Origin of the sequence: Streptomyces sp. NPDC004284, assembly GCF_042874035.1 — a bacterium.
Lineage (GTDB): Bacteria > Actinomycetota > Actinomycetes > Streptomycetales > Streptomycetaceae > Streptomyces.
In genome coordinates this window covers 1-25,869 of sequence record NZ_JBIAMJ010000010.1, presented here as the reverse complement: position 1 = coordinate 25,869, position 25,869 = coordinate 1, and the positions used below count along the sequence as shown (strand labels likewise).

Below are 25,869 nucleotides of genomic sequence, written 5' to 3'. Positions count from 1 at the left end.
TGACCGCAGGGCCGGGAAAAATTCAGGGCGGCCCGGTGACCCTCTCCGATGTCCCGTCCCGCGCCTTGGGGCCAGAGTGAATCCCGTGCCGCACAGGGGGTGGGGCATGGGAGGTGAACATGTCTTTGAGGACCGATCTCTACGCGGATATCACGGAATTCCTCCTGACCAAGTGTGATGCCGACCCGGACGGACTCTCCGTGGAATCGGATCTGTACTACGACATCGGCATCGACTCGCTCGACCTCGTCGCCATGGCACAGACCCTCCAGGGCGCTTACGGCGTCTCGATGGACGACGAGCGCATCGGTTCGCTCCGCACCGTCGGCGACGTCCTGGACTTCGCCGTCTCCAAGGTCGAAGCCAAAGCGACCGCATAGATCACGGGGAGACTCTGCAATGCCTGCCTACATCACCGCCATGGGACGCTTCCTGCCCGGCGAACCGGTGCCCAACGAGGAGATCGAGGACTATATCGGCAGCGTGGGCCACGCGAGTTCGGGGTTACGCGAGCAGATCCTGGAGAACTGCGGCATCAAGTCGCGGCACTACGCCATCGACAAGCAGCACAGGACCCTGTTCTCCAACACCGACATGGCGGTCGCGGCCATCCGCCAGGCGGTGGAGCGCTCGGACATCACCCTCGACGACATCGACCTCATCGCCGCGGCCACCGCCGTCCCGGACCTCGTCGCGCCCGGCATCGCCAGCGGCATCCACGGCGAACTGGGCAGTCCGCCCTGCGAGATCGTCACCACCCACGGCATCTGCAGCTCCGGCATGATGGCGCTCAAGAGCGCCTACCTCCAGGTGGCGGCCGGAGAGAAGAAGAACGCGGTCGCCTCCGCCTCCGAACTCGCCTCGCGCTTCATGAGGAGCGAACGGTTCGCCGACGTCCGGACGGTCTCGGACGACGGTGCCATCGCCATGGAGATGGCCTTCCTGCGCTACATGCTCTCGGACGGCGCCGGCGCCGCGCTGGTCCAGGACCGCCCGGCGGCCGACGGCGTGAGTCTGCGGATCGACTGGATCTCGCTCACCTCCTACGCCAACACCGAGCAGACCTGCATGTACATGGGCTCGGCCGACAACTCGGCGGAGAAGGCCTGGTGGGACTACCCCTCCGCGGCCGAGGCCGCCGCCGACGGCGCACTGGCGCTGCGCCAGAACCTGGCCCTGCTGCCGCATCTCGTGCGGACCGGGGTCAAGGAGTACCAGCGGCTGCTCGACGAGGGCCGCTTCGACCCGGACGAGCTCGCCTGGCTCCCCGTGCACTACTCCAGCGAGCGCATGAAGACCATGGTGCTCAAGGAGATCGAGCGGAGGAAGGTCAGGGCCCCCTCCGTCGAGAAGTGGTACAGCAACCTGCCCCGCGTCGGGAACACGGGCAGCGCCAGCATCTACATCATCCTGGAGGAGATGCTCAGGGAGGGCCTGGTGTCCCCCGGCGAGAAGCTCCTGGTGATGGTCCCCGAGTCCGGCCGGTTCGCGGTGTCCTTCGCGCATCTGACGGCCGTCTCCGCCGGGGAGGTCTGAGGCCGTGGGTGCGCAGCCCCGAGTGACCGTCTACTGGTACTCGCAGACAGGTCAGCTCCTGGAATCCGTCTCCGCCGTCACCGACCCGCTGGAGAAGGCGGGCTGGGACGTGCGCAAGGTCGAGATCAGGCCGCGGGAACCCTTCCCCTTCCCCTGGCCCGTACGCCGCTTCTTCGGTGTCTTCCCCGCCTCCGTCGACCCCGACGGGGCACCCGAGATCACCACCGGGCAGCCGGTGGACCAGGACGACGAAGCGGACCTGGTCGTCTTCGCCTTCCCCGTCTGGTATCTGGCTCCGGCACCGCCCATGCGGGCGCTCATCGGCGCCGAGCCGAAGGCGTTCGACGGGCGTGCCGTCGTCGGCCTGGTGGCCTGCCGGAACATGTGGTACTCGGCCGCCGTCGAGGTGCAGCGGCTGCTCCAGGCCGCGGGCGGCCGCTACCTGGGCACGATCGCCGCGGTCGACACCGCCTCCGCCGGCGTCACCTTCGTCACCACGCTGCGCTGGCTGCTCGCCGGAAAGCGCGACGCGTCCTGGGGATTCCCGCGCGCCGGTGTCGGCACGGACGAGCTGGACCGGCTCGCGCTCCTCGGCGAGCGCATCGCCGAACTCGCCCCCGCGCACCCCGAACTCGCCCCCGCGCACCCCGAACTCGCCCCCGCGCACCCCGAACTCGCCCCCGCGCACCCCGAACTCGCCCCGGAACAGGACGGATCCGCGTCCCGCACCGCTTCCGAGGACGACCTGGCCGACCGGGTCCGCGAGGTTCTCGCCGCCTACGACGCGGCCCCCGTGAACACCCCGCTGGCCGCGGCCGATCTCCTCGCCGGGAAGGCCTTCCGGATCTGGGGCCGGGTCATCCGCGCCGCCGGCCGACGCGGCGAGGTCCAACGCAACGCGCTCACAGGAATGTTCGTGCTCTGGCTCACCGGCGCCATCCTGGCCGGGCTGCCCACGGTCGTCGTCGCCCGCGTCCTGTTCAAGGCCGGCTTCGACGCCGCGGTGGCCCGCCGCATGGCACCGGTCGTCGCCCGTCTTACGGAGGTGCGCCGATGACTGCGCCCGTATCCCAGCCGCTGGAAACCGCCGAGCGGGTGGAGACCGACGTCGTGGTGGTCGGTGGCGGGCCCACCGGCCTCGCCGCGGCCCACTTCCTCGCCGGACACGGCATCCGCACGGTCGTCCTGGAGCAGCGCCCCGAACCCTCCGGTCACCCACGCGCCACGGTGATCAACTCGCGCACCATGGAGCTGCTCCGGCACCTGGGCATCGACGCCGAGGTGCGCTCCGCCGGCGTGCCCCTGCAGAACACGGCGCGCATCACCTGGTGCACCGAGCTCGCCGGCACCGAGCTCGCCGGCCTCGACATCATCGCCTCGGCGGACGCCCTGATGGAACGAGCGGTCAACAGCCCGGTCCTTCCCGTCATCTGCTCGCAGAACCGGGTGGAGGCGCTGCTCGTCGAGCGGCTCCCCGAGAACGCGCGAGTGATCCGCGGCGTCAAGGCCGAGGAGCTCACCGTCACTCCGACCGGCGTCCGGGTCACCACCGGGGGCGAGACCCCCGCCGTCGTCGAGGCCCGCTACGCCGTCCTGGCCGAGGGGCTGCACGGCTCGCTGCGCGAGACCGTGGGCCTGCGGCGGACCGCGGCCACCCCGCTCGGCAGGCTCCTCGACATCCACTTCAGCGCCGACCTCTCGCCCTGGACGGCCGGCCGGGAGAGCGCCCTGTACTGGGTGCTCAACGACACCGTGCGGGGCGTCCTCGTCACCGTGGACCCCGTGCGCGGCGAATGGCTCCTGGAGATCCCCGCCCTCACCCCCGAAGAGGAACACACCTACTTCGAGCGGGAAGTCGATCACCACAAGCTGATCGAGGCCGCCATCGGCGAGTCGCGCGACGCGATCGAAGGGCTGCGCATCCACTCCGTGCGGAACTGGGTGATGGGCTCCACCGGGCTCGAATCCTGGCGCAGCGCCGACGGCCGGGTGCTCGCCGCGGGGGACGCCGCCCACACCTTCCCGCCCACCGGCGGCTTCGGCATGAACACCGGCATCCAGGACGCCCACAACCTCGCCTGGAAGCTCGCCGCCGTACTGCGCGGAGGCGCCCCCGACACGCTGCTCGACTCGTACGAGCGCGAGCGGCGCCCGGTCGCGGAGTTCAACGCCCGGCACAGCGAGATCAACGCCCTCCAGAAGCGGGCGCTGCTCCAGTCCGACGCCGACCGGGAGAAGTTCGCCCGCAACATCGAGGAGCACCGGCCCCACTTCGACTTCGAGGGGCAGACGCTGGGGTTCACCTACGCACCGGGCCCCGGCGAGCCGGTGGTCCAGGACGTGGTGACCTATCGGCCGACCGCCGAGGCCGGCCACCGGGCCCCGCACGCCTGGCTCGACCGGGCCGGCGACCGGATCTCCACGACCGACCTGAGCCGCACCGGATTCGCCCTGCTCACCGGGGCCGAGGGAGCCGACTGGGAACAGGTGGCGAAGGAGGACCCGACCTTCATGGGCCTGCCCCTCACCGCGGCCGTGATCACCGCGGACGGGCCCCGGCTGCGCGACGTCGGCGGAGCCTTCGCCGACATCTACGCCCTCAAGGGGACGGAAGCGGTCCTCGTACGGCCCGACGGCCACGTCCTCGCCCGGCTGCCCGGCGTCGCACCGCAGAAGGAACTCCGGCAGGCAGCCGACCGGACAGTCGACGGCGGGCCCGTGCCCGCGCGAGCGGAGGAACTCTCATGACGGCCGGACCGACCTTCTCCCCGGAGCGACTCGCGGCACTGCGCTCCGGCGAACTCGCCGAAGTCCGCGCCGCCATCGCCGGACTGCCGCGCGAGGAACTGGCGGCCTGGCTGGCGACGCCCGAGGGCGAGGACGTGCTGCGCACGGTCTTCGCGCGCATGCCCGAGCGCTACACCGGAGGCCCCCTGGACGGTTCGCAGACCGCCCGCTGGGAGGTCGAAAGGGCACCGGCCGGACCCCTCGCGTACGACCTCGTGCTGACCGAGGACACCTGCGAGGTGCGCGGGACGGGGATCTCGGGCGCCCCCACGGTCACCCTGACCCTCGACGCGGTGAGCTTCGTGGAGATGGCCTCCGCCGCGGCCCAGGGCATGGACCTGCTGCTCCAGGGCCGGCTGCGCATCCAGGGCGATGTGAACCTCGCGATCCGGATGGAGTCCCTCTTCGGGCTCGCCGATCCGGGCGGGCCCGCATGAGCACCGCCCCCGGCCGTCACCGGGTGGTGGTGACGGGCATCGGCATGGTCACCCCGCTCGGCGTCGGCACCGAGGCGGTCTGGACGCGGCTGCTCGCCGGAACCTCCGGCGTGGGACCGATCCGGAGCTTCGACGCCGAGCGGCTGCCGGTGCGCATCGCCGCCGAGGTGACGGACTTCGACCCGACCGACTGGCTGACCAGCAAGGAGACCAGGCGCCTCGACCGGTTCTGCCACTTCGCGATCGCCGCGGCCGAACTCGCCGTGGAGCGCGCGGGCCTCGACGGCATCGACCGGGACGGCGCCGCCACCGTGATCGGCAGCGCCATCGGCGGCGCCGCCACGATGCGGGAGGGGGTGCTGAAGGACGCGGAGGCGCCCCGGATGGTCTCCCCGTTCTTCGTGCCCAGCTCCATCGTCAACATGGGCGCGGGCACGGTCTCCCAGCGCTTCGGCTTCCGCGGCCCCGGCGGCGCACCGGTCACCGCCTGCGCCTCCTCGGCCGACGCGATCGGGCAGGCCTACCGCCTGGTCCGCGACGGCTATGCCGGGGCCGCGCTGGCGGGCGGCTCCGAGGCCTGCATCGCCTCGCCGCTGGTCGCGGGCTTCGCCAACCTGCGCGCGCTGTCCCGCCGCAACGACGAACCCCAGCGGGCCTCCCGCCCGTTCACCGCGGACCGGGACGGTTTCGTCATGGGGGAGGGCGCCACCATGCTGCTCCTGGAGACCGCGGAGTCGGCCGAGGCGCGGGGCGCGCACGTCTACGCCGAGATTTGCGGCTACGGCCAGACCAGCGACGCCTACCACGTCACCGCCCCCGATCCCACCGGGGAGAGCGCCGCCCGCGCCATGCTCGCCGCGCTGCGCGAGGCCGACCTCAAGCCCGACGAGATCGACCACGTCAACGCCCACGGAACCTCGACCCCCTTCTCCGACGCCGCCGAGACGAAGGCGATCAAGTCCGCCTTCGGCGCGCACAGCGGGAACCTGGCGGTCAGTTCCACCAAGTCGATGACCGGCCATCTGCTGGGCGCGGCCGGCGCGACCGAGACGGCGTTCTGCGCCCTGGCCATCGACCGCGGGGTCATTCCGCCCACCATCAACCAGGACGCGGCCGACCCCGAGTGCGACCTCGACTACGTGCCGAACACCGCCCGTCCGTACGAGGTCCGGGCGGCCCTCTCCAACTCCTTCGCCTTCGGCGGGCAGAACGTCTCGCTCGCCCTCCGGCGCTTCGCCCGGCAGTGACCCGCCCATGTCCATGGAGCTCACGCCGGAAGCCGTCTGTGCCGAGCCCGCGGCGCCCCTCGTGACCACACCTCAGGAAGGCACCTCGATGACCCTGGTCTCCACCGCCCCGCCGGCCGCCGCAGTTCCCGGGCCCACCGGGAAGCTGCGTGCCCTGCTGGCGATGTCCGGCAATCCGATGGACTACTTCACCGGGCTGCGCGACGAGTACGGCCCCGTCGTGCGCGTCCCGCTCGGCTTCCGCAATCTGTACCTGATCAGCGACCCGGAGGCGGTCAACGAGGTCCTGGTCAACTCGCACCGCAACTTCACGAAGGCCACGATGCAGGTCGGCCGCGGCAAGTGGGAGGCCCCGCTCTCGGTCATCTTCGGCAACAGCCTGACCACCAGCGACGGCGAGTACCACCGCAAGCAGCGCAGGCTGATCCAGCCGATGTTCCACCACGAGCGCATCGCCGGCTACGGCCGTGCCTTCGCCGAGCTCTCGGACGACATCCAGTCCGGCTGGAAGGACGGGGACCGGCTCGACATGTCGGTCGAGATGATCGAGCTGACCCTCGCCGTCGTCGCCCGCACGATCTTCGACGTCTCGCTCGACAGCGACGTGGCCCGCACCGTCCGCACGGCCATCCCGCGCGACGAGGGCCCGCTGCGCTGGGACTCCCTGCCCTTCGCCCGCTATCTGGCGAAGCTGCCGCTGCCCGGCAACAAGCGCTTCTTCGAGGGCCGCGACAAGCTCGATGCCATCGTCTACCGGCTCATGGCGGAGCGCAGGAAGGGCGACGGCCAGGGCGCCGACCTGCTCTCCATGCTGATCGCGGCGCGCGACGCGGACACGGGGGAGCCGATGGAGGACCACCAGGTCCGGGACGAGGCGATCACCATGCTCATGGCGGGCCACGAGACCACGGCCAATGCGCTCACCTGGGCCTACCACCTGCTCGGCACCCACCCCGAGGCGCGGGCCCGGATGCACGCGGAGATCGACGAGGTGCTCGGCGACCGGCTGCCCACGGTCGAGGACCTGCCCCGCCTCGTCTGGACCGACGCGGTCCTCTCCGAGGCGATGCGCCTCTACCCGCCGATCATGGGCATGGCCCGCCGTCCCCTGGCCGACTTCGAGCTCGCCGGCTACCACATCCCCAAGGACAGCTTCGTCGCGATGGTCCCGTGGGTGAACCACCGCGATCCCAAGTGGTGGCCGCAGCCGGAGCTCTTCGCCCCGCAGCGCTGGCTCAAGAACCCGAGCCCCGCCGACGCCGCGGACGAGCTCACCGGCCACGCGGTCCAGCCCGGACGCCCGCGCCTGGCCTACCTTCCCTTCGGTGCCGGTCCGCGGCAGTGCATCGGCAACACCTTCTCGTGGATGGAGGGCGTCATGGCGCTGGCCACCGTGGGGCGGAACTGGGAGTTCGAGCCCGTTCCCGGGCACGCGGTCGACATCCTGGCGAGGATCACCATCCGGCCGCGGTACGGAATGCCGATGACCGCCCGGCGCCGCCGGGCCTGATGCGCCCCACGGCCCGGCGGACCGGCCGCCGGGTCGTGACCGGGAGCCGGCCGGCCTTTCCGCGGGGGCTCAGGCTTCCGCCAGTTCGGCGTTCGCGCGGGCCGTGATGAGGTTCAGGACGCGTCCCGCCACCGCGAGGTCCTCGGCGGGGATGCCGGCGTACAGCCGGGCGGAGATCTCGGCGGTCTCGGCGGCGGCGGAGTCGTACAGCTCCCGCCCGGCCTCGGTGAGACGCAGCCGGGAGGGCTGTGCCGGGTCCTGCTCCAGCAGCTTCGTGGCCGTCAGGCCGTCGATCACGTCGTGCACGGCCGACTCGTCGGTCTTGAGGGAGCCGATGACGTCGGCGACGAGCCGGTCGCGGGCGAGGGAGTCGCCGGCGACCGCGACGGCCCGGAGCGTCACGTTCTGCTCGAACGTGGCGCCGTGGCGGGTCAGGACGCCCTCCAGGAGGGCGCGTGCGGCGTAGTGCGCCAGGGCGATGACGCGGCCGTTGGTCGTGGGTGCGGTGGTGGTCATGACTGCTCCTCGTCGTTCTCGGCGTGCGGATCAAGGGGGGCGTCGAGCAGGGCCGCCAGCTCGTGGGCGAACTGCCGTGCGCGCGGGCTGTCCTGCCCGCCGAGCGGCTCCAGCATCTGGTCCAGGAGGCCCTGGACCACCTGGATCGCGCGGCGCGCGACGTCGCGCCCCTGCTCGGTGAGCGAGAGCTGCATGGCGCGCGGGTCGTCGGGGTCCCGGGTGCGGGTGACGAGGCCGGACGCCTCCAGTGCGCGGGCGAGCTTGGAGACGTACAGCGGTTCGAGCCCGGTGTGGTCGGCGAGTTGCCGCTGGCTCGGCCGGAGCCCGGAGCGCGCCATGCCGTACAGGGACCCCATCAGCGCGTACTGGGCGTGGGTCAGGCCCAGCGGCGCGACCGCCCGGTCGACGGCCACCCGCCACTTCATCGACAGGCGCCAGACCAGGAATCCCGCCGTGGCGCTCTCGGCTGCTGCACTCATGGTGAATACAGTACATGGCTACTATGTACATGGCTACTGTTTTCGCGTGCGGTCCCGCACCACCGGGGCCGGCGGTGGCTGCCGGACCCGGTGGTGCGGGCGCGTGTGGTGCTTCGGGCGGTCCTAGGCCTTCTTCGCCGTGGCCGCCGGGGAGTCGGGGCCGCAGGAGAGGCGGGCCGCCTCCAGGGACGGTTCGCCCGGCTTCGCGTTCTTGATCGCGGTCGAGCACTCCAGGATGCCCGTGCCGTCGATGATCCAGCCGGTCGCGCGGCCGGCCGCGTGCTCGCCGTCGCCGCAGGTGTACCGGAAGTCGGCCGTGACCTGTCGGACGAAGGTGTATTCCACGATGTCCCCGGCGCCGTCGACGGTGGTCGGGTGCGCGTCGCGCTTCGGCAGGGGCCTGTGGACGTCGGTGAAGGAGGAGGCGTCACCGCCGGCGGCCTCCACGTCTCCGATGCGGACGGCCAGGGAGCGGAGCGCGGCCTTCGCGCCGACCCGCGGCCCCTTCTCGAAGGTGACGGTGGTGGTCGGGGTGTGGAGCGGCATCGGCTTGTTCGTCAGCGCCCCGCCCCCCTTGCCCAGCCTCTGCTTCGCGGCGACACCCGTCAGCACGTCCCGCTTGTCGACGTTGAACCAGGTGTACGTGCCGTTCGCGCAGGCGGTGCCGACGGCCTGCGGCGCCTTCTTCGCCGCCCCGCCGCCGCCCTCGTCCGTGCAGGCGACCGCGCCGGCCAGCAGCGCGGCGACGGCGCACGCGGAGAGGCCGGTCCTCGTGATCTTCATGCTCGTGTCCCCCTGAGCCCTCATTCCATGGGTCGATGGCGGATTCGACCTTGCCTTCGAGGAGCCCGCCGGACAAGGGACTTGAGGCACTTCTGAGCTCGATCGCCGGCCGCCCCGCCCGTGCCTCCGGTCAGGACGGGAGGGCGCCGACCTGACGCAACTGCGTGAGGACGTCCACGACGCCCCGGATCTCGGCGATCCGTCCGTCCTCGAAGCGGAAGATGAAGATCTCCCCGTAGGAGACGGGCTTCCCGGTCGGCGGCAGACCCCGGTACTCGCCCAGGTGGGTCCCGGTCACCGTGTTCCGGGAGACGACCCTGTCGCCCTCCGCGACCGTCTCCTCGATCGTGACGTGGAGGTCGGGGAACGCGCGCAGGAGCGCCTCCCAGACCCGCTTCAGGGCCTCCGCTCCCGTCGCGCCCATCGGCACCGGCGCGTGGAAGACCAGGTCCGGTGCGGTCAGGTCGTCGACGGCCTTCGCGACGAGGTCCATTTCGCCACTGTTCGTGGCGGAGTGGAAGCGTTCGAGCACCGCGATGTTGCTCATGGCCTCGGCTGACGGCATGGGGAAGCCTCCTTCTGCTCGGGGATGCGGCGTTCCGGCAGTACGACGAGACGGGGGCCGGGAATGTGACACGACGCGTACGGGCGTGTGAACGGGGCGAGCCGGGCACCGGCGGTGCCGTCCGGGATTCCAGGATGTGGAGCGGCGGTAAAGCGCGGGAAAAGTCCTCCCCGGAGGGCTGCGGTTCCCGCACGGAGCTATTCGGCGGTCTTGGCGCGTTCTTGGCGCCCCGATGGTGCACCCAGGCGTGTCGGAACAACGGATTCCGCAGGAGAAAGGCCATTGACCTGTGGTTCTGCTCACGCTTCCATTCAGCTCGGGAGCCCACGGAACCACCTGATCACCAGCCGCCTCGGAGGCGATACCGCTCCCGTTCAGAACCACCGCTCGCATCGATCGGAACCGCCTGATGACCGACACCCTCAGCGCGCCGCACGCGTTGGCCCCCCAGACCGAACCCGTGCCGCAGAAACTCAAGCGTTCCATCGGTGTCGTGGGCGGTACCTTGCTCACGCTGTCGTGCGTGACGCCCGCCTCCACCCTCTTCGTGGTCGTGCCCGACCTGTTCGACGGGGTCGGCACGTACGCCGCCCTGACCATCGCCATCGGCTCGCTGCTCTGTATCGGCGTGGCGTTCTGCTACTCCGAGCTGGGCACCCTGATCCCGAGCGCGGGCGGCGAGTACGCCATCGTCTCCACCCTCTCGGGCCGCCTCGCCGGCTGGCTGGTCTTCGTCCTGTCGCTGCTGGTCGTGATGATCGTGCCACCGGTGATCGCCATGGGGACCGCCGACTACCTCGCGCCCCTCGTGCACATCCCCGCCCCGATCGCCGGCGCCGGCGTCATGCTCCTCGCGACCCTCGCGGGCCTCCTCGACCTGCGCGCCAACGCCTGGATCACCGGCATCTTCCTCGTCCTGGAGGTGATCGCGGCGGGCATCGTCGCGATCCTCGGCTTCGCCCACTCCGAGCGGGGCGTCGGCTCCCTCATCCACGGCCAGGTCGCGGCCGAGGGCGGCTCGCACTCGCTCGTCACCGGCGCCATGGTCGTCTCCGGCCTCGCCATCGCCCTCTTCATCACCCAGGGCTTCTCGACGGCCGTCTACCTCTCCGAGGAACTGGAGAACCCGCGCACCAACGTGGCCCGCACCGTGCTCGCCACCCTCGCCATCTCGACCGCCGTCATCCTGGTGCCCGTCGTCGCCATCACCCTCGGCGCCGGCGACCTGGAGACCCTCACGGGCGGCGACATCAGCGGCATGATCACGGCCTGGTCCAACTCCGCCGTCGGCACCTTCATCAGCCTCTGCGTCGCGCTGGCCATCATCAACGCCGGCATCGTCATGGTCATCCAGAACTCCCGCGTGCTGTTCGCCTCCGCCCGCGACAAGGCCTGGCCGGAGCCCGTCAACAACGCCCTCTCCCGCCTGGGCCGCTTCGGCTCCCCGTGGGTGGCCACCCTGCTCGTCGGCGTGCCGGGCGCGGCCCTGTGCTTCGTCAACCTCGACACCCTCTACGGCGTCACCGGCGTCTCCGTCACCGGCATGTACCTGCTGGTGGCCGTGGCGGCGCTGTTCAGCCGCCGGGGCGCGCACCGCGAGGTCGCGGCGTGGCGCATGCCGCTGTGGCCGGCCGTCCCGGTGCTGCTCATCGGAGTCATGGCGTACATCCTGTACATGCAGGACGTCGAGTACCTGCTGTGGACCGGCGGCATCACGGCCGTGGCCACCCTGTACTGGGTGCTGTACCTGCGTCCGCGCAAGGACACCCGCTGGCTGGTCAGCATTCCGGAGGACGAGCAGGTCTGATCCCTGCCGGCACCATCCCACCGGAGGGCCGGGGCGCTTCGTGCGCCCCGGCCCTCCGGCGTGTCCCCGTGGGTGCGGCGATCACTCCGTACGGGGGGGTGGACCCCACCTCCGGCGTGTCGTGACGGCCGCCGTGGGCGGCGGAAACGTATCTGTGCATGCATGACCACTGACATGGAACACCTGTTGAGCGTACGTCTGTGCGAGCGTTTCGGTGACGTGGCCGACTGGGCCGAGGTCACGTCCCTGATCGCCTCCCACCTCCGGGTCGTCGTCTCGGCGCTCGGACCCGAGCACGCGGTGACCTTCCTGACGGCGGCGCGTCGAGCCCTCGACGAGGAGGAATCCCGGGCAGGAACGATTCATCTGGGCTTCGGGGGGCACCTCTGGACCCACCTCGAAGACGTCGTCTGGAGTCCGTCCCCCCTGGCCGGGACCTCGGCCTGGGACGCGATGCTCACCATGCACCGCCTTTCCGCCCTGGCGCCCGACCCCCGCCTCGACGCTCATGTCGACAGCGCCCTGGACGCCTGCCGTCCCCTCCTCGTGCCGGCGGCGGCCGGGTTCTGACGGGCAGGCGCCGAGGAGGGGGCCGACCGGGGAACTGCGTCTCGGCGCAGGTCCCCGGCGCGTCGGAGGGACTCGCGGTCGTCCGCGCCGAGCAGGCCCTCCGGAAGGGTCTCGTCGTCCAGCAGCCCGGTCAGCACCGGGGCGTGGGCGCGGAACGCGGCCCTGCACCGTTCGCGCTCGGGATGGTCGTCGTCGGGCCCGAGCAGCAGCACCGACCGCTCGTCGTCCGCGTCGACCGCCTCGGACAGGCACGCGGCGACGACCAGGAGGTCGACCAGGCCCGAGCGCACCGCGGTCGCGATGCCGGGGTCGGCGGCGAGGCGGAGCAGGAAGGGCACGGCCGTCGGCATGGCCGCGCTCATCCGGAAGGCGCCGTCGAGCAGCACGTTGCCGAGCAGGAGGAGGGCCTCGGGGCCGGTGGCCTCGTCGAGCAGGCAGGGGAGGAGCGCGGGGATCCCGGAAGGCCCCTCGGGGGCCGCCGGCCAGGCGGCGTCGGCGCAGCCCGGAAGCGCGGGGTGGCCGGATCCGGCGGCCCCTGCCCCCGGATGCTCGTGAAGGAACCGGGCGAGGGCGGCCTCTCGCGCCGCCGCGTCCACCACGCACACGCGTGCGCCCCCTGTCTCCCGCGACACCGCCCGGCCGGGGTGCGATCGAAGGAACTTTCGCCCAGCGGGACGGCGAACGCAAGTGTGGAGGATCGAGCAATCGCCCACCAGGCGATCGAAATTCGATCAATCGACAAGAACACATTGACTCGATCACGGCGCGCACCTAGCTTCTGGCCGCACCCGACCGCCAGAAAGGTTGTTGCGTCATGACCAACAGAGCTTTCCCCGTCCGGCAGTTGATGGGCCGTGGGCTCGTCGCCGCCGCCCTCGTGTTCACCGGGACCACCGTCCTCGCGGGCGCACCCGCCGTCGCCGCGGGGAGCGTCACCTATGTGGACTGCTCGCAGGGCGTCGCCGGGGACGGCAGCCAGGCGGCGCCGTTCAACAGCATCGCGCAGGCCAACGGCAGGACGTACGGACCCGGGGACACGCTCGCCTTCGCCGCCGGCACCGTCTGCACCGGCTCCCTCGCCCCGCAGGGCAGCGGTACCGCCGCCGCCCCCGTCGTCCTCACCGGTTACGGCACCGGCGCCCTGCCCGTGATCGACGGGGGCGGAGCACCGGACGCGGTCTCCCTGACCAACCAGGACCACTGGCGGATCGGCAACCTCAAGATCACCAACCCCGCCGCCACGCTCGCCCGCCGCACCGGCCTGCGCATCTCCGCCACCGACGGAACGGCGCACCGGGGCTTCGACATAGGCGGCCTCGTCGTCGACCGGGTGGCCGGCCAGACGAACAAGAGCAGCCCGACCACCGAGGACTACGTCCAGTCCGCCGGCATCGTCACCGGCGCGAGCGGCACGAACTCGACCCTCAACGACGTCCACGTCCACGACAACCAGATCAGCAACACGGGCGGCGGCGGCCTCAAGATCCGCGTCGGCGCCATGGCCGTCAAGGGCACCGGGGTGCTGATCGAGAACAACGTCGTCAAGGACGTCGGCGGCGACGGCATCATCGCCAGCTACGCCGACACGCCCATGATCCAGTACAACAACGCCTCCGGCGTCGGCAACGGCGTCCATCCCTTCTCCGGCGGCAACTTCGCCGGGATCTGGGTGCTCGGCGACCGCGATCCGACGATCCAGAAGAACGCCGTGTACGGCATCACGCGGATGTCCGTGGCCGACAGCCAGGCCTTCGACTGCGACTGGGGCAACACCGGCACCTGCACGATCCAGTACAACTTCAGCCGCGACAACATCGGCGGCTTCTTCCTCGACTGCGACGGCTGCGGCACCATCGGCGGCGCCCAGCAGATCATCCGCTACAACATCTCCGAGAACGACTGCCGCATGAGCAGCGTCAGCGCCGGACGCTCCGCGCTGCACCTGTACAACAACGTCCTCTACTGCACCGACAAGAAGTTCGACATCACGCTCCCCGACGAGAGCGTCGTCGAGAACAACATCTGGGTGGGCACCACCGACTCCCGGTTGCCCACGGGCGCCGGGATCTCCTGGCTGTGGAACGTCTTCCAGGGCGTGCCCCGGCCCACCGCCAACGGCATCGTCGGCGACCCGCGGTTCGTGAACCCCGGAACCGGCGGCGACACGATCCACTCCGTCGACGGCTACAAGCTGCGCGCCACGTCCCCCGCCCTGAACAACGGCTCCGTGATCAGCGGCAACGGAGGCCGCGACTACTGGGCGAACCCGGTGAGCGCGACCGCGAAGCCGCACCGCGGCGCGTACAACGGACCGGGTCTGTAGATCCCCCGGCGGGTCCCGGGTCGAGGACGGGTGGGGGCCGTCCTCGGGCCTCGCTCAGGGCGCCGCGTGGTGGTACCGGGTACAGGCGAGGAGCATGCCGTCGTCGGCGATCGTGAAGACGTCGACGAAGCGGAGCTCCTGTCCGTCGGCGCCCGGGACCACGCGGCGCCCCGTGGCGACCACGCTGCGGTCCTGCCCCACGACCCGGTCGATCTCGTGGCGGGCCCACGGCGCCGAGTGCCCGAAGCGGGTGTGCAGGACCGCGGCCCGGCCGCGGAACGGCGGCAGGCCCGGCAGTTCGAGGACCACGCCGTCGTGCAGCAGGGAGGCGCACGAGTCCAGGTCACCGGCGTCGAGGTAGTCGTAGACCAGGCGGACGTGGTCGATTCCCACGGCGGTGACCAGGTCGGCCGGCCCCGGCAGCCCGGTGCTCGTGTCTTCTTGGCGGTTCAACGGCTGAGCCCCTTTCACTCTCGGCCAGGATTCTGGGGGGAGCCGCCAACTCCACGTTATCCCCCCTCTATCTCCGACCGGGATCTTCACGGCATGGACAGGGCGGGGGTGGTTGTGGAGACTGTCCTCACTCGGTCCTGACGTGTCAACACGTTTCTTTGGTGGGGGAATCGGTGACGGACGACATCGGGGACAGATCCCAGGAGCTCCTGGCCACGTCACCCCTTGCCTTCCGGGTCCTGGGACCGCTCCAGGTCCACGGCCCCGACGGCCCGCTGCGGCTTCCTCCAGGGCGCCAGGAGGTGATCCTCGCGGCGCTGCTCCTGGAGACGAACCGCGTGGTCAGCACCAACCACCTGGTGGACCTCATCTGGGAGGACAACCCGCCGGAGACCGCCCGCACCCAGGTCCAGATCTGTGTGTCGCGGCTGCGCAAGCTCCTCGCCGGGGCGGACGGCGAGGTCTCGATCACGACCCGGCCCCCGGGATACGTCCTGCACACCGACGCGGCGAACGTGGACGCCGCGCTCTTCACCGGCCTGGTCTTACGAGCACGCCGGCTGCGCGAGCAGGGAGAACTCCTCCCTGCCGTGCGGCTGCTGCGGGACGCGGTCACCCTGTGGCAGGGCGACTGCCTGTCCGGCCTCGACAGCGGCCCGCTGGCGAACAAGGCGCGCCAGCTCAACGAGGAGCGCCTGACCGCCGTCGAACTCCGCATCCAGCTCGAACTCGAACTCGGCCGGTACGACGGCCTCGTGGGCGAACTGCAGAGGCTCACCCACGAACACCCCCTGCGGGAGAAGCTGCGCGGCCAGCTGATCCAGGCGCTGTACTGGTCCGGACGACAGGCCGAGGCCCTGGAGGCCTTCCGCACCGCACGGCGGTTCCTCGCCGAGGAACTCGGACTGGAACCCAGCCGGGAGCTCAGGGAGCTGGAGTCGGCGATCCTCAACGGCCGGCTCCCGGCGCCCGCCGGAGCCGTACCCGTACGCGTCCCCGGGGAGAAGGCACCCTCACCGGAGGAACCCGCGGGAGCGGAGGCCGAGGAGGAGGCGGAAGCGGCCGTTCCCGCGGTCCCGACGTCTGCAGAATCGGTTCGGCAGGATGCCGTGCCGCACCAGCTCCCCGCCGCCGTCGCCGACTTCGTGTCCGACACCGGCCGGATCGCCGCACTGGAAGAGGCCCTGACCGGACGACCGGGCCGCACCACGGTGGGGCTCGCCGCCATCACCGGAAAGCCCGGCACCGGCAAATCGACCCTCGCCGTGCACGTCGCCCACCTGCTCTCCGAGACCGGATTCCCCGACGGCCAGCTCTACTGCGACCTGCGCGGGACGACCGGCACCCCGGCCACCCCCGAGGAAGTCCTCGGACGGTTCCTGCGCGCGCTCGGCATCCCCGGCCAGCTCATCCCCGAATCCCTCGACGAGCGGGCCGAGATGTACCGCACCCGGCTCGCCTCCCGCCGGGTCCTCGTCGTCCTCGACGACGCCGCCGGCGAGGGCCAGGTGCTGCCCCTGCTTCCCGGCAGCCGCGGCTGCGCCGTCCTCGTCACCGGCCGCGCCCGCCTCACCGCACTGCCCGGCGCGCACCGCGTGGAACTCGACGTGCTCGCCGAGGACCAGGCCCTCGAACTCCTCTCCCGGATCATCGGCCGCGAACGGGTCGCGGGCGAGACCGCGGCCGCGGAGGCCCTGGTCCGCACGGTCGGCCGGCTCCCGCTGGCCCTGCGGATCGTCGCCGCCCGGCTCGCCGCCCGCCCGCACTGGACCCTGGCGTCCATGGTGCAGCGGCTCGCCAACGAACGGCACCGGCTCGACGAACTGACGCACGGCGAGATGACGATGCGCGCCAGCCTCTCGCTCACCTACGAGGGCCTGGCGCCGGAGGACCGCCGCCTCCTGCGGCTCCTGAGCATGGCGCAGGCGCCGACCCTGCCGAGCTGGCTGGCGGGAGCGCTGCTCGACGACCACCGCCCCTTCCCTTCGGACCTCATGGAACCACTGGTCGACGTGCAGATGCTCGACGTCGCCGGAGTCGAGCGGACCGGCGGTTTCCGGTACCGCTTCCACGAGATCATCCGCGTCTACGCTCGAGAACAGCTCGCGGCTCACCACACGCCCGAGGAACGCCAGGAGGCCCTCGCCCGGATGGCGGGCGGCTGGATGCACCTGGCCCAGCAGGCCCACCGGACCGTGTACGGCGGGGACTTCACCGTCCTGCACGGCGACGCACCCCGCTGGGAACCCCCGGCCTCCTACACGGACGAGGTCCTCGCCGACCCGCTGGCCTGGCTCGACGCGGAGCAGGCCTCCCTGTGCGGAATGGTCGAGCACACCGCCGACGCCGGACTCCACGACCTCAGCTGGGACCTCGCGACCTCGCTCGTCACGCTGTTCGAGGTACGCGGCCACTACGACCTGTGGGAGCAGACCCACCTCAGCGCGCTGGCCGCGGTCCGCAAAGCGGGAAACCTGCGCGGCACCGCCGCCGTACGGGCCTCGCTCGGCTCGCTCTACATGAGCCGCAACCAGTTCGACACGGCCCGGCAGGCACTGAACTCGGCCCTCGACGTCTTCCAGGCGCTCGACGACCCGATGGGCGAGGCGCTGTGCCGGCGCGACATGGCGCTCATCGCGCGCACGAGCGGCGACGACACCACGGCCCTGGAGCTGTACCGCAGGTCCCTCGCCGACTTCGACCGGGCGGGCGACGTCGTGGGCCGCGCGATCGTCCTGACCCAGAGCGCGCACATCCGCATGCGGCAGGGCGAGATCGCGGCGGCACAGGGCCAGTTGGACGAGGCGCTCGACATCTACGAAGGGGTCGGCTACACCGGCGGCCGGGCGAGGACACTGCGGCGCGTCGGGCAGCTGCTGCTCGAACAGGGGCGGAGCGATCTGGCGGTGCTGACCTTCACGGAGGTCCTCGAACTCTGCCGGGACTCCGGCGATGTGATCGGAGAGGGCCATCTGCTCCGCGATCTGGGGCACGCCTTCGCCATCATGGGCCGTCCCGACCGGGCCAGGGACTTCTACGACCGCGCGGTGACCGCGCGGGAGGGCGTCATGGACTTCGGCGGCGGCGCGCTGGCGCGCCTGGACCTCGCGCGTCTCCTCGACGCGGAGCCGGGGCGTTCACGGGAGCTGCTCGTCCCGGCGGTCGAGGTGTTCCGCGAGCGGCGGATGGGCCGGGAACTCGCGGAGGCGGAGAGGCTGCTCGCGACCGGCTACTGAGGACGGGGCCGGCCGGACGAGGGTCAGTCCCAGGGGTTGTTGTCGTTGATGCACGTGGTGATGGGCGTACCGGTGGCGTCGACCGTGGTCGTGCAGACCGGGGTGGTGCTCGTCGTGCCGCCCGTCGTCCCGTCGGCCCAGCTCGCCTGGACGCCGGCGCCGGTCACGAGGACGATCACCGCGGCGGTGACGGCGGCGCGGAGGGTCTTGCGGGCGGCGGCGGTGGTGGTGGTCTTCGACATCGGATTCTGCCTCTCGGTGGTGTGCGGCGTTTCCTTCTGACCACCAACCTAGGAACAAGCGGATTCACGGCACCGCTCGCTGCCTTATCACCCCGCTATCACGGGACGGCCCACCGCCCGCCCCGCTATCACGGCCCCGGATGCCGCTATCGCGCGGCATCCTCACCCGTTAGTGCCGGGATGCCTCCTGAATAGTCGCGTCCGGACGATTGCTCCCAGCAGACGGCGAGGCGCAGCCCCCGGTCGTCGGCCCGACCGGGGCCGCCGAACCGAGGGACCGCCCCAACTCGACGAGCGGGAGCTTCTCATGACGACCAGTCTCTCCCCCGAGGACACCACGACGGCCACCGCCGCACTCGGCACCCTCATACGCGGCCACCGGCTCCGCATCGGCCTGACCCAGCAGGAGCTGGCGGACCTCTCCACCATCAGCGTCCGCGCCATCCGCGACCTGGAGAAGGGGAAGGCACAACGGCCGAGAACCGACACGATCCGGCTGATCGCCGACGGCCTGCGCCTGGGCCCCCGGGCCCGCACGGCCCTGGAGGACGCCGTACGGCGCGGACACCGGGGCAGCGCCGGGACCCGGCACCTCACCGCCGAGCGCCAGGCCCCGCCCGTACCGCTGCACCCCCTGATCGAGAGGGAAGCCGAGGCCACCGTCCTCACGGAGGAACTGCGCTCCGGAGCCGAACGGCTCGTCACCGTCGTCGGCCTGAGCGGCGTCGGCAAGACGAGACTGGCCCTGGAGGCGGCGGCCCGGCTGCACGACACCGGCTTCCCGGTGCTGTGGCACACCGCCCCCGGGGCGGTCGCCGACTGCCTCCCGGCCCCCGACGACCAGCTCGCCGCCCTCACCGCCGACTGCGCCGCCTTCCTGCACGGCGACGGCCGGCCCGAGGACCTGCTCCCCGAACTGACCGGAGCCCTCGGCGACCGGGCGGTCCTCCTCGTCCTCGACGGCGCCGACACCGCACGGCTCGACTTCCACCGCCTGAGCCGGCTGCTGCGCGAACTGCCCGGCCTCCGCCTCCTCGTCACCGCCGACGAACCCTGGGACGTCCCCGGCGAGCGCCTCTTCCTGCTGTCCCCGCTGGAGGCACCCGACCCCTCCGACGGCATCCGCTCCGACGCGCCCGCCGCCCGGTTCTTCCTCAGCCGGCTCCGCCACGTCCGCCCCGACATCGTTCCCGACGACCGGGTCCTCGCGGACATCGCGTGGGTCAGCCACCGGCTCGACGGCCATCCGCTCGCGCTCTCCGCCGCCGCCTCCTGGCTCACCGTCTGCGACCTGCCCACACTGCGCGGCATCGTCGAGTCCGACCCGGCGCCGCTCCTCGACCACCTGGCCGACGGCCGTTCCGGCTCCCGGCTCCGCGAGCGCGTCGCCCGCACCCTCGCCGCGCTGCCCGAGGGCCACCGGGAACTGATCGGCGCGCTCTGCGCCGCGAACGAGGACGGCTTCGTCCTGGAGGACGTCGTCCGGCTGACCGGCATGCCCCTGCCGCACTGCGGCCGTACGGTCCGCGACCTGCTGGTCAGCGGCGTGATCCGGGCCGGCACGGACGGCGGCCGCTCGGCCTTCCGCGTGCTGTGCGTGGTACGCGCCGTCGCCACGGCCTCCACCCCGACGCCGGCCGGCGCCCGGACACCGGCCCGCTGAGCGGCTGCCCCGTACGCCCGGCGGCACCGGTACGACTGCCGGAACCGCTGCCGCACGACTGCCGCCCCGCCGCCGAACCGCTGGCGTACCGCCGGATCAACTGCCGCTCCGGGCCCCGGCCCACGGGTTGTATGGCGACTGCCCCGCCCGAGCCTCCCTTCCCCTCCCTCCTCCGCCGTGACTTCCACAGGAGCCCCTCATGCCGTTCGACACGCCCGTCGCACCCGCTCCGGCTGCCGTCCGGTTGCCGCTCTCGGTGTCCCAGCGTGACATCTGGACGGCGCACGCCCTCGACCCCACCGGCGTGAAGTACAACGTCGCCGAGTGCCGCGAGATCAACGGCCCCGTGGACCCGGAGCTGATGGCCGCCGCCTGGCGCCGGCTCGTCGAGGAGGCGGACTTCCTCCGCATCCGCCGCTTCGAGGACGACGGCGAGCAGGTGTGGCAGCTGGTCGACCCCGACGCCGGCTCGCGCACCCTGCCGTTCACCGACGTGAGCGCCGCGGACGACCCGGAGGGCGAGGCCTGGCGGCTGATCGACGCGCTGATCCGCGCCCCCTTCGACCTCACCGGCCGGCCGCCGGTCCGCTGCGCCCTGTTCAAGCTCGCCGAGGACAGGTACTTCTACTTCTACGGGTTCCACCACCTGGTCGTCGACGGCGTGGGCGTGTCGATGGCCCTGGCCCGGCTGATCGAGCTGTACGAGCAGGCCGTCGCCGGCGAGCCCTGGGGACCTTCCCCGTTCGGGAGCCTCGCCGAACTGCTCGCCGAGGACGCGGAGTACCGGCGGTCCGAGGAGGCCGCCGCCGAGCGCGCCGCCTGGCGGGAGCACCTCGCCGGAGCACCGGACGCCCCCGCCGGCCTCGTCCGCGGCACCGGGCGGGCGGCGGCCGCGCACGGCGGCCTGCCCTTCGCCCGACGGAGCGTACGGGTGTCCCCGGAGGACGCCGACCGGCTCCGCGCGGTCGCACGCGGCGAGCGCGCCTCCTGGTCCGTCCTCCTCGTCGCCCTGTTCACGGTCTACCTGCACCGCGTCACCGGACGGTCGGAGCTGGTGATCGCCCTGCCGGTGACCGGCCGGACGTCCAAGCTCGCCCGCAGCACCCCCGGCATGTCGTCGAACGTGGTCCCGCTGAGGATCGAGGTCCGGCCCGAGGAGACGCTCGCCGCCCTGGTCCGCTCGGTGGGAGCCGAGGTCAAGCACGGTCTGCGCCACCAGATGACCCGCTACGAGGACCTGTGCCGCGACGCCGGTGCCATCGACGGCGCCCGCAGACTGGCCACCCCCGTCCTCAACATCATGGGCTTCCACGCGGAACTCACCGTCTGCGGCCACCCGACGGTCAACCACAACGTGAGCAACGGCCCGGTCGACGACCTCAGCGTCGCCGTGCTCGACCTGGGCGCCGCGCACGGCCTGCGCATCGACTTCGACACCCCCGTCGACGGCGTCGACGTGACGGCCGTCGCCGCCCACCAGGACCGGTTCGCCGCCTTCCTCACCTCCGTCCTCGCCGCCGAGCGCCCGACGGAGCGCCACGTCGCCGACCTGGACGTGCTGTCGGCGGCGGAGCGCGAGCTGCTCACCGGCCGGTGGGCGGGTCCGGTGGCGGACGTGGTGGACGCGACGCTGGTGGAGCGGTTCGAGGAGCAGGCGGCACGGTTCCCCGACGGGGTCGCGCTGATCGACGAGGCGGGGGAGGTCACGTACGCGGAGCTGAACGCCGCCGCCAACCGCTGGGCCCGCCACCTGCGCTCCCGCGGCCTCGGACGCGGCGACATGGCCGGCGTCCTCCTCGAACGCGGCACCCGCTTCGCCACCGCTCTCCTCGCCGTCCTGAAGACCGGCGCCGCCCACGTCCTCCTCGACCCGGACTTCCCCGACGACCGGCTGCGCTCGGCCGCCACCGACGCCGGCATCAGCCACCTCGTCACCCGCCCGCTGCTCGCCGAACGCGTCGAAGGCCCCTGGACGACCCACACCGAGGCCCCCGGCGAACTCCTCTCCCACCACCCCGGCAACCTCGGCCTGCCGCTCGGCCCCGACGACCCCGCCTGCCTGATGTTCACCTCCGGCTCGACGGGCCGGCCCAAGGCCATCCTGTCCTCCCACCGCAACCTGGTGTCGACCCTGATCGGCCAGCCCTACCTTCCCGTAGGCCCGGACCAGATCTACCTCCAGTGCTCGCCGGTGTCCTGGGACGCGTTCAGCCTGGAGTTCTGGGGCGCCCTCCTCCACGGCGGCACGGCGGTCCTCCAGCCGGGACAGAAGCCCGAACCGGCCCTCGTGACCGAGCTGGCGCGCCGCCACCGCGTCACGACGCTCCTCCTCTCCGCCACCCTCTTCAACTACCTCACGGACGAGCACCCCGAGGCCTTCGAGACGGTCACCACCGCCTTCACGGTGGGCGAGGCCGCCTCCCCGGCACACGTCCACAAGCTCCAGCGGCTCAGGCCCGGCATCGCCGTCCTCAACGGCTACGGACCCGCCGAGGTCATGATCTACGCGACCACCCACACGATCGAGACCGGCGACGAGCCGCACGCGGTCATCCCGATCGGCACCCCGCTGGTCAACAAGCCGGCCTACGTCCTCGACGCCCGGCTGAACCTGTGCCCGCCGGGCGTGACCGGCGAGCTGTACGTGGCGGGCGAGGGCCTCGCCCACGGATACCTCGGCCGGTCCGATCTGACCGCGGCCCGCTTCGTGCCGAACCCCTTCGGCCCGCCGGGCGGCCGGCTGTACCGGACGGGCGACCTGGCCCGCTTCGACCGGGACGGGCGCCTCCTGTACGAAGGCCGGGCGGACGACCAGATCAAGATCCTCGGCTTCCGCATCGAGCCCGGCGAGACCGAGGCGGCGCTCCAGACCCACCCCGCCGTGACCCAGGCCGTCGTCACCGTCCACGAGAAGCGGCTGGCCGCGTACATCGTCGTCACGGACGGGGACGCGGACCCCGAAGCGATCCGCCGACACGTCGCCGACCGGCTCCCCGAGCACCTCGTCCCCACGTACGTGACCACGCTCGACCGCCTGCCCGTCACCCCCAACGGGAAGATCGACAAGCGGGCGCTCCCGACTCCGACGAAGGTCCTGGGTACGGACCGCGCCCCGCGCAACGAGACCGAGAAGACCCTGGCCGCCCTGTTCGGCCGCACCCTGGAGCTCGCCACCCCCCTCGGCATCGACGACAGCTTCTTCGCCCTCGGCGGCCACTCCCTGCTCGCGGCACGCCTCACGAACCACATCGCCGACGCGTTCGGCGTACGGCTCACGATCCGCGACGTGTTCGGCCACCCGACGGTCGCGGGACTCGCGGAACTGCTCGACGGGCAGAACGGCGCCGTACGGGCCCTCCCGCCGCTGGTCGCGGGGGAGGGGGCCGGTGATCTGGCCCCTGCGTCCTTCGCTCAGCGGCGGCTGTGGCTGCTGTCGGAGTTGGAGGGGGACAGCGCCGCGTACAACGTGCCGATGGTGGTGCGGTGCGAGGGCGGGTTGGACCTCGGGGTGCTGGAGTCGGCGCTGAGCGATGTGGTGGAGCGGCATGCTCCGCTGCGGACGGTGTTCGAGTCGGTGGAGGGCGAGCCGTGCCAGCGGGTCCTGTCGCCGGAGCAGGCCCGCGTGTCGGTGGAACGTCGACGGGTTGCCGGCTCCGACATCTCCGAGGAGTTGGCGGAGCTGGCCGGGCGTGCCTTCGATCTGGGGGTGGAGCTTCCGCTGCGGGCGGTGGCTTTCGAGCTGGGTGACGGGTCGGTGGTGTTGTCGCTGGTGGTGCATCACATCGCGACGGACGGTCTGTCGAACGGTGTGTTCTTCGGGGATCTGCAGCGGGCTTATGAGGCCCGGGTGGCGGGGGTCGAGGGTTCGGTCCTTGAGCCGCTGACGGTGCAGTACGCGGACTACGCGGCCTGGCAGCGGCGGGTGTTGGGCTCGGCGGACGACCCGGGGAGCGTGCTGGGCCGGGAGCTGGTTTTCTGGCGTGGGGCGTTGGAGGGGCTGCCGGAGGAGCACGGGCTGAACCTGGACCGTCCCAGGCCGGCCAGGGCGTCGCATCAGGGTGGTCAGGTCGAACTGGACCTCGGTGCGGACCTGTTCGAGCGCGTCGTACTTCTCGCCCGCTCGGAGGGGTGCACGCCGTTCATGGTGGTGCACGCGGCTCTGGTGGCGGCGTTGACGAGGTTGGGTGCGGGGTCGGATCTTGCGGTCGGTACGCCGGTGGCGGGTCGTGGTGAGCGGTCGTTGCAGGAGCTGGTCGGGTTCTTCGTGAACACGCTGGTGCTGCGGACGAGCAGTGCGGGTGATCCGAGTTTCCGTGAGTTGCTGGGGCGGGTGCGTACGGCGGATCTGGATGCTTTCGCGCATCAGGAGGCGCCGTTCGACCTGGTCCTGGAAGCGGTCAATCCGACCCGGAGCCTCTCGCGCCACCCCCTCTTCCAGATTAGCCTGGGACTGGAGACCGACGGCGGCCCCGCCTTCGAGCTGAGCGGAGTCGGCACCGGCCCGGTGGAGAAGTTCTCCAGCGGATCCGCCAAGTTCGACCTGGAGTTCTTCCTCCGCTCCGAGGACGAGAAGGAACTGCGGGCGACCGTCCTCTTCGCGGCGGAGCTGTTCGACGAGGTCACGGTACGGCGGATGGCTTCGGTCCTCGGCGAGGTGCTCGTCCAGGTCCTGGACGAGCCGGGCCTGCGGCTGTCGGGCCTGGACGTGCTGTCGGCGGCGGAGCGCGAGCTGCTCACCGGCCGGTGGGCGGGTCCGGTGGCGGACGTGGTGGACGCGACGCTGGTGGAGCGGTTCGAGGAGCAGGCGGCACGGTTCCCCGACGGGGTCGCGCTGATCGACGAGGCGGGGGAGGTCACGTACGCGGAGCTGAACGCCGCCGCCAACCGCTGGGCCCGCCACCTGCGCTCCCGCGGCCTCGGACGCGGTGACATGGCCGGCGTCCTGTGGTCACGCGGGGTCGACTTCGCGGCGGCCCTGATCGGAGTCGTCAAGACCGGAGCGGGCTACACACTCCTCGACCCGGACTTCCCCGACGAGCGGCTGCGCTCGGCGGCGACCGACGCCGGCATCGGCGTCCTGGTCAGCGAACCCCGCCTCGCCGCACGACTGACCGGACCCTGGGACACGGCCGCCTGCTCCTCCCAGCAACTGGCCGAGCTCAGCGGGGAGAACCTGGGCATAGAGCTGTGCGCTGATGACCCCGCCTGCTTGATGTTCACGTCGGGTTCGACGGGTCGGCCGAAGGCGATTTTGTCGTCGCACCGGAATCTGGTGTCGACGGTGAGTGGTCAGTCGTACGGGCATTTCGGTCCGGGCGAGGTGTTTCTGCAGTGCTCGCCGGTGTCGTGGGACGCGTTCAGTCTGGAGTTCTGGGGTGCTCTGCTGCACGGCGGGTCGACGGTGCTGCAGCCGGGGCAGCGGCCGGAGCCGGTGCTGATCGGTGAGTTGTCCCGTAAGCACCAGGTGACGATGCTCCAGCTGTCGGCGAGTCTGTTCAACTTCCTGGTCGACGAGCACCCGGAGGCCTTCGAGACGGTCACCGTCGCCTTCACCGGCGGTGAGGCGGCCTCTCCGGCGCATGTGCGCAAGCTCCAGCAGCTCAAGCCCGGTGTCAGGGTCGTCAACGGCTACGGCCCGGCGGAGTCGATGGGGTTCACGACCACCCATACGGTCGAGCCCGGTGACACGCTGATTCCGGTCGGCGTGCCGCTGGT

General features: G+C 71.8%; 20 protein-coding genes. 13 read left to right on the top strand and 7 right to left on the bottom strand.

Features of this window, described 5'->3' with window-relative positions; translation table 11 throughout:
• Positions 1-119 precede the first annotated feature (119 nt).
• The 7 genes from ACFYUS_RS24650 to ACFYUS_RS24620 all read left to right on the top strand — a co-directional run bounded on the left by ACFYUS_RS24650 (position 120) and on the right by ACFYUS_RS24620 (position 7,517).
• Positions 120-380, top strand: coding sequence for an acyl carrier protein (locus ACFYUS_RS24650; protein ID WP_388855963.1), 261 nt, complete (start codon positions 120-122; stop codon positions 378-380).
• A gap of 19 nt (positions 381-399) precedes the next feature.
• Complete coding sequence (locus ACFYUS_RS24645; protein ID WP_388855960.1) at positions 400-1,536, top strand: 3-oxoacyl-[acyl-carrier-protein] synthase III C-terminal domain-containing protein; 1,137 nt, start codon at positions 400-402, stop codon at positions 1,534-1,536.
• A gap of 4 nt (positions 1,537-1,540) precedes the next feature.
• Positions 1,541-2,593: a hypothetical protein gene (locus ACFYUS_RS24640; RefSeq protein WP_388855956.1), complete on the top strand. Its 1,053-nt coding sequence runs from the start codon at positions 1,541-1,543 to the stop codon at positions 2,591-2,593.
• The gene (locus tag ACFYUS_RS24635; protein ID WP_388855953.1) at positions 2,590-4,284 is read left to right on the top strand and encodes an FAD-dependent oxidoreductase; all 1,695 of its coding nucleotides are present in this window, start codon (positions 2,590-2,592) and stop codon (positions 4,282-4,284) included. The genes ACFYUS_RS24640 and ACFYUS_RS24635 overlap by 4 nt, the downstream gene beginning before the upstream one ends.
• Positions 4,281-4,760, top strand: coding sequence for an SCP2 sterol-binding domain-containing protein (locus ACFYUS_RS24630; RefSeq protein ID WP_388855950.1), 480 nt, complete (start codon positions 4,281-4,283; stop codon positions 4,758-4,760). Before ACFYUS_RS24635 ends, ACFYUS_RS24630 begins: the two co-directional genes overlap by 4 nt.
• Positions 4,757-6,007 carry a beta-ketoacyl-ACP synthase II gene (gene fabF, locus ACFYUS_RS24625; RefSeq protein WP_388855947.1) on the top strand — a complete coding sequence of 417 codons (1,251 nt, stop codon included), beginning with the start codon at positions 4,757-4,759 and terminating at the stop codon, positions 6,005-6,007. The genes ACFYUS_RS24630 and fabF overlap by 4 nt, the downstream gene beginning before the upstream one ends.
• A gap of 61 nt (positions 6,008-6,068) precedes the next feature.
• Positions 6,069-7,517 carry a cytochrome P450 gene (locus ACFYUS_RS24620; RefSeq protein WP_388855944.1) on the top strand — a complete coding sequence of 483 codons (1,449 nt, stop codon included), beginning with the start codon at positions 6,069-6,071 and terminating at the stop codon, positions 7,515-7,517.
• Positions 7,518-7,586: 69 nt separating this feature from the next.
• On the opposite strand, the gene ACFYUS_RS24615 is transcribed toward ACFYUS_RS24620, so the two are convergent.
• The 4 genes from ACFYUS_RS24615 to ACFYUS_RS24600 all read right to left on the bottom strand — a co-directional run bounded on the left by ACFYUS_RS24615 (position 7,587) and on the right by ACFYUS_RS24600 (position 9,860).
• Positions 7,587-8,033, bottom strand: a complete 447-nt coding sequence (locus ACFYUS_RS24615; RefSeq protein WP_388855941.1) for a MarR family transcriptional regulator — start codon at positions 8,031-8,033, stop codon at positions 7,587-7,589.
• Complete coding sequence (locus tag ACFYUS_RS24610) at positions 8,030-8,512, bottom strand: MarR family winged helix-turn-helix transcriptional regulator (protein WP_388855938.1); 483 nt, start codon at positions 8,510-8,512, stop codon at positions 8,030-8,032. The genes ACFYUS_RS24615 and ACFYUS_RS24610 overlap by 4 nt, the downstream gene beginning before the upstream one ends.
• 123 nt (positions 8,513-8,635) lie before the next feature.
• Positions 8,636-9,295: a hypothetical protein gene (locus ACFYUS_RS24605; RefSeq protein WP_388855935.1), complete on the bottom strand. Its 660-nt coding sequence runs from the start codon at positions 9,293-9,295 to the stop codon at positions 8,636-8,638.
• A 130-nt stretch (positions 9,296-9,425) separates the two neighbouring features.
• On the bottom strand, positions 9,426-9,860 hold the full coding sequence (locus ACFYUS_RS24600) for an ester cyclase (protein WP_388855932.1): 435 nt from the start codon (positions 9,858-9,860) through the stop codon (positions 9,426-9,428).
• Positions 9,861-10,269: 409 nt separating this feature from the next.
• On the opposite strand from ACFYUS_RS24600, the gene ACFYUS_RS24595 reads away from it, so the two are divergent.
• Positions 10,270-11,667 (top strand): APC family permease, encoded by a 1,398-nt coding sequence (locus tag ACFYUS_RS24595; protein WP_388855929.1) that lies wholly within the window; start codon positions 10,270-10,272, stop codon positions 11,665-11,667.
• A 186-nt stretch (positions 11,668-11,853) separates the two neighbouring features.
• Positions 11,854-12,237: a hypothetical protein gene (locus tag ACFYUS_RS24590; protein WP_388855926.1), complete on the top strand. Its 384-nt coding sequence runs from the start codon at positions 11,854-11,856 to the stop codon at positions 12,235-12,237.
• On the opposite strand, the gene ACFYUS_RS24585 is transcribed toward ACFYUS_RS24590, so the two are convergent.
• A complete protein-coding gene (locus ACFYUS_RS24585) occupies positions 12,174-12,842 on the bottom strand; it encodes a hypothetical protein (protein WP_388855923.1) in 669 nt (222 codons plus the stop codon). The genes ACFYUS_RS24590 and ACFYUS_RS24585 overlap by 64 nt on opposite strands.
• 209 nt (positions 12,843-13,051) lie before the next feature.
• Between ACFYUS_RS24585 and ACFYUS_RS24580 the strand changes: the two genes are divergently transcribed.
• Positions 13,052-14,560, top strand: coding sequence for a right-handed parallel beta-helix repeat-containing protein (locus tag ACFYUS_RS24580; RefSeq protein ID WP_388855920.1), 1,509 nt, complete (start codon positions 13,052-13,054; stop codon positions 14,558-14,560).
• Positions 14,561-14,614: 54 nt separating this feature from the next.
• Here the strand turns inward: ACFYUS_RS24580 and ACFYUS_RS24575 are convergent, their stop codons facing one another.
• Positions 14,615-15,013, bottom strand: a complete 399-nt coding sequence (locus ACFYUS_RS24575) for a nuclear transport factor 2 family protein (protein ID WP_388855917.1) — start codon at positions 15,011-15,013, stop codon at positions 14,615-14,617.
• 209 nt (positions 15,014-15,222) lie between these two features.
• Between ACFYUS_RS24575 and ACFYUS_RS24570 the strand changes: the two genes are divergently transcribed.
• Positions 15,223-18,249 carry a BTAD domain-containing putative transcriptional regulator gene (locus ACFYUS_RS24570; RefSeq protein WP_388856470.1) on the top strand — a complete coding sequence of 1,009 codons (3,027 nt, stop codon included), beginning with the start codon at positions 15,223-15,225 and terminating at the stop codon, positions 18,247-18,249.
• A gap of 23 nt (positions 18,250-18,272) precedes the next feature.
• On the opposite strand, the gene ACFYUS_RS24565 is transcribed toward ACFYUS_RS24570, so the two are convergent.
• The gene (locus ACFYUS_RS24565; protein ID WP_388855914.1) at positions 18,273-18,491 is read right to left on the bottom strand and encodes a hypothetical protein; all 219 of its coding nucleotides are present in this window, start codon (positions 18,489-18,491) and stop codon (positions 18,273-18,275) included.
• 307 nt (positions 18,492-18,798) lie between these two features.
• On the opposite strand from ACFYUS_RS24565, the gene ACFYUS_RS24560 reads away from it, so the two are divergent.
• Together ACFYUS_RS24560 and ACFYUS_RS24555 are read left to right on the top strand one after the other, a co-directional pair.
• Positions 18,799-20,154 carry a helix-turn-helix domain-containing protein gene (locus ACFYUS_RS24560; protein WP_388855911.1) on the top strand — a complete coding sequence of 452 codons (1,356 nt, stop codon included), beginning with the start codon at positions 18,799-18,801 and terminating at the stop codon, positions 20,152-20,154.
• A gap of 199 nt (positions 20,155-20,353) precedes the next feature.
• A partial coding sequence (locus tag ACFYUS_RS24555) for an amino acid adenylation domain-containing protein (protein WP_388855908.1) occupies positions 20,354-25,869 on the top strand: 5,516 nt, incomplete at its 3' end.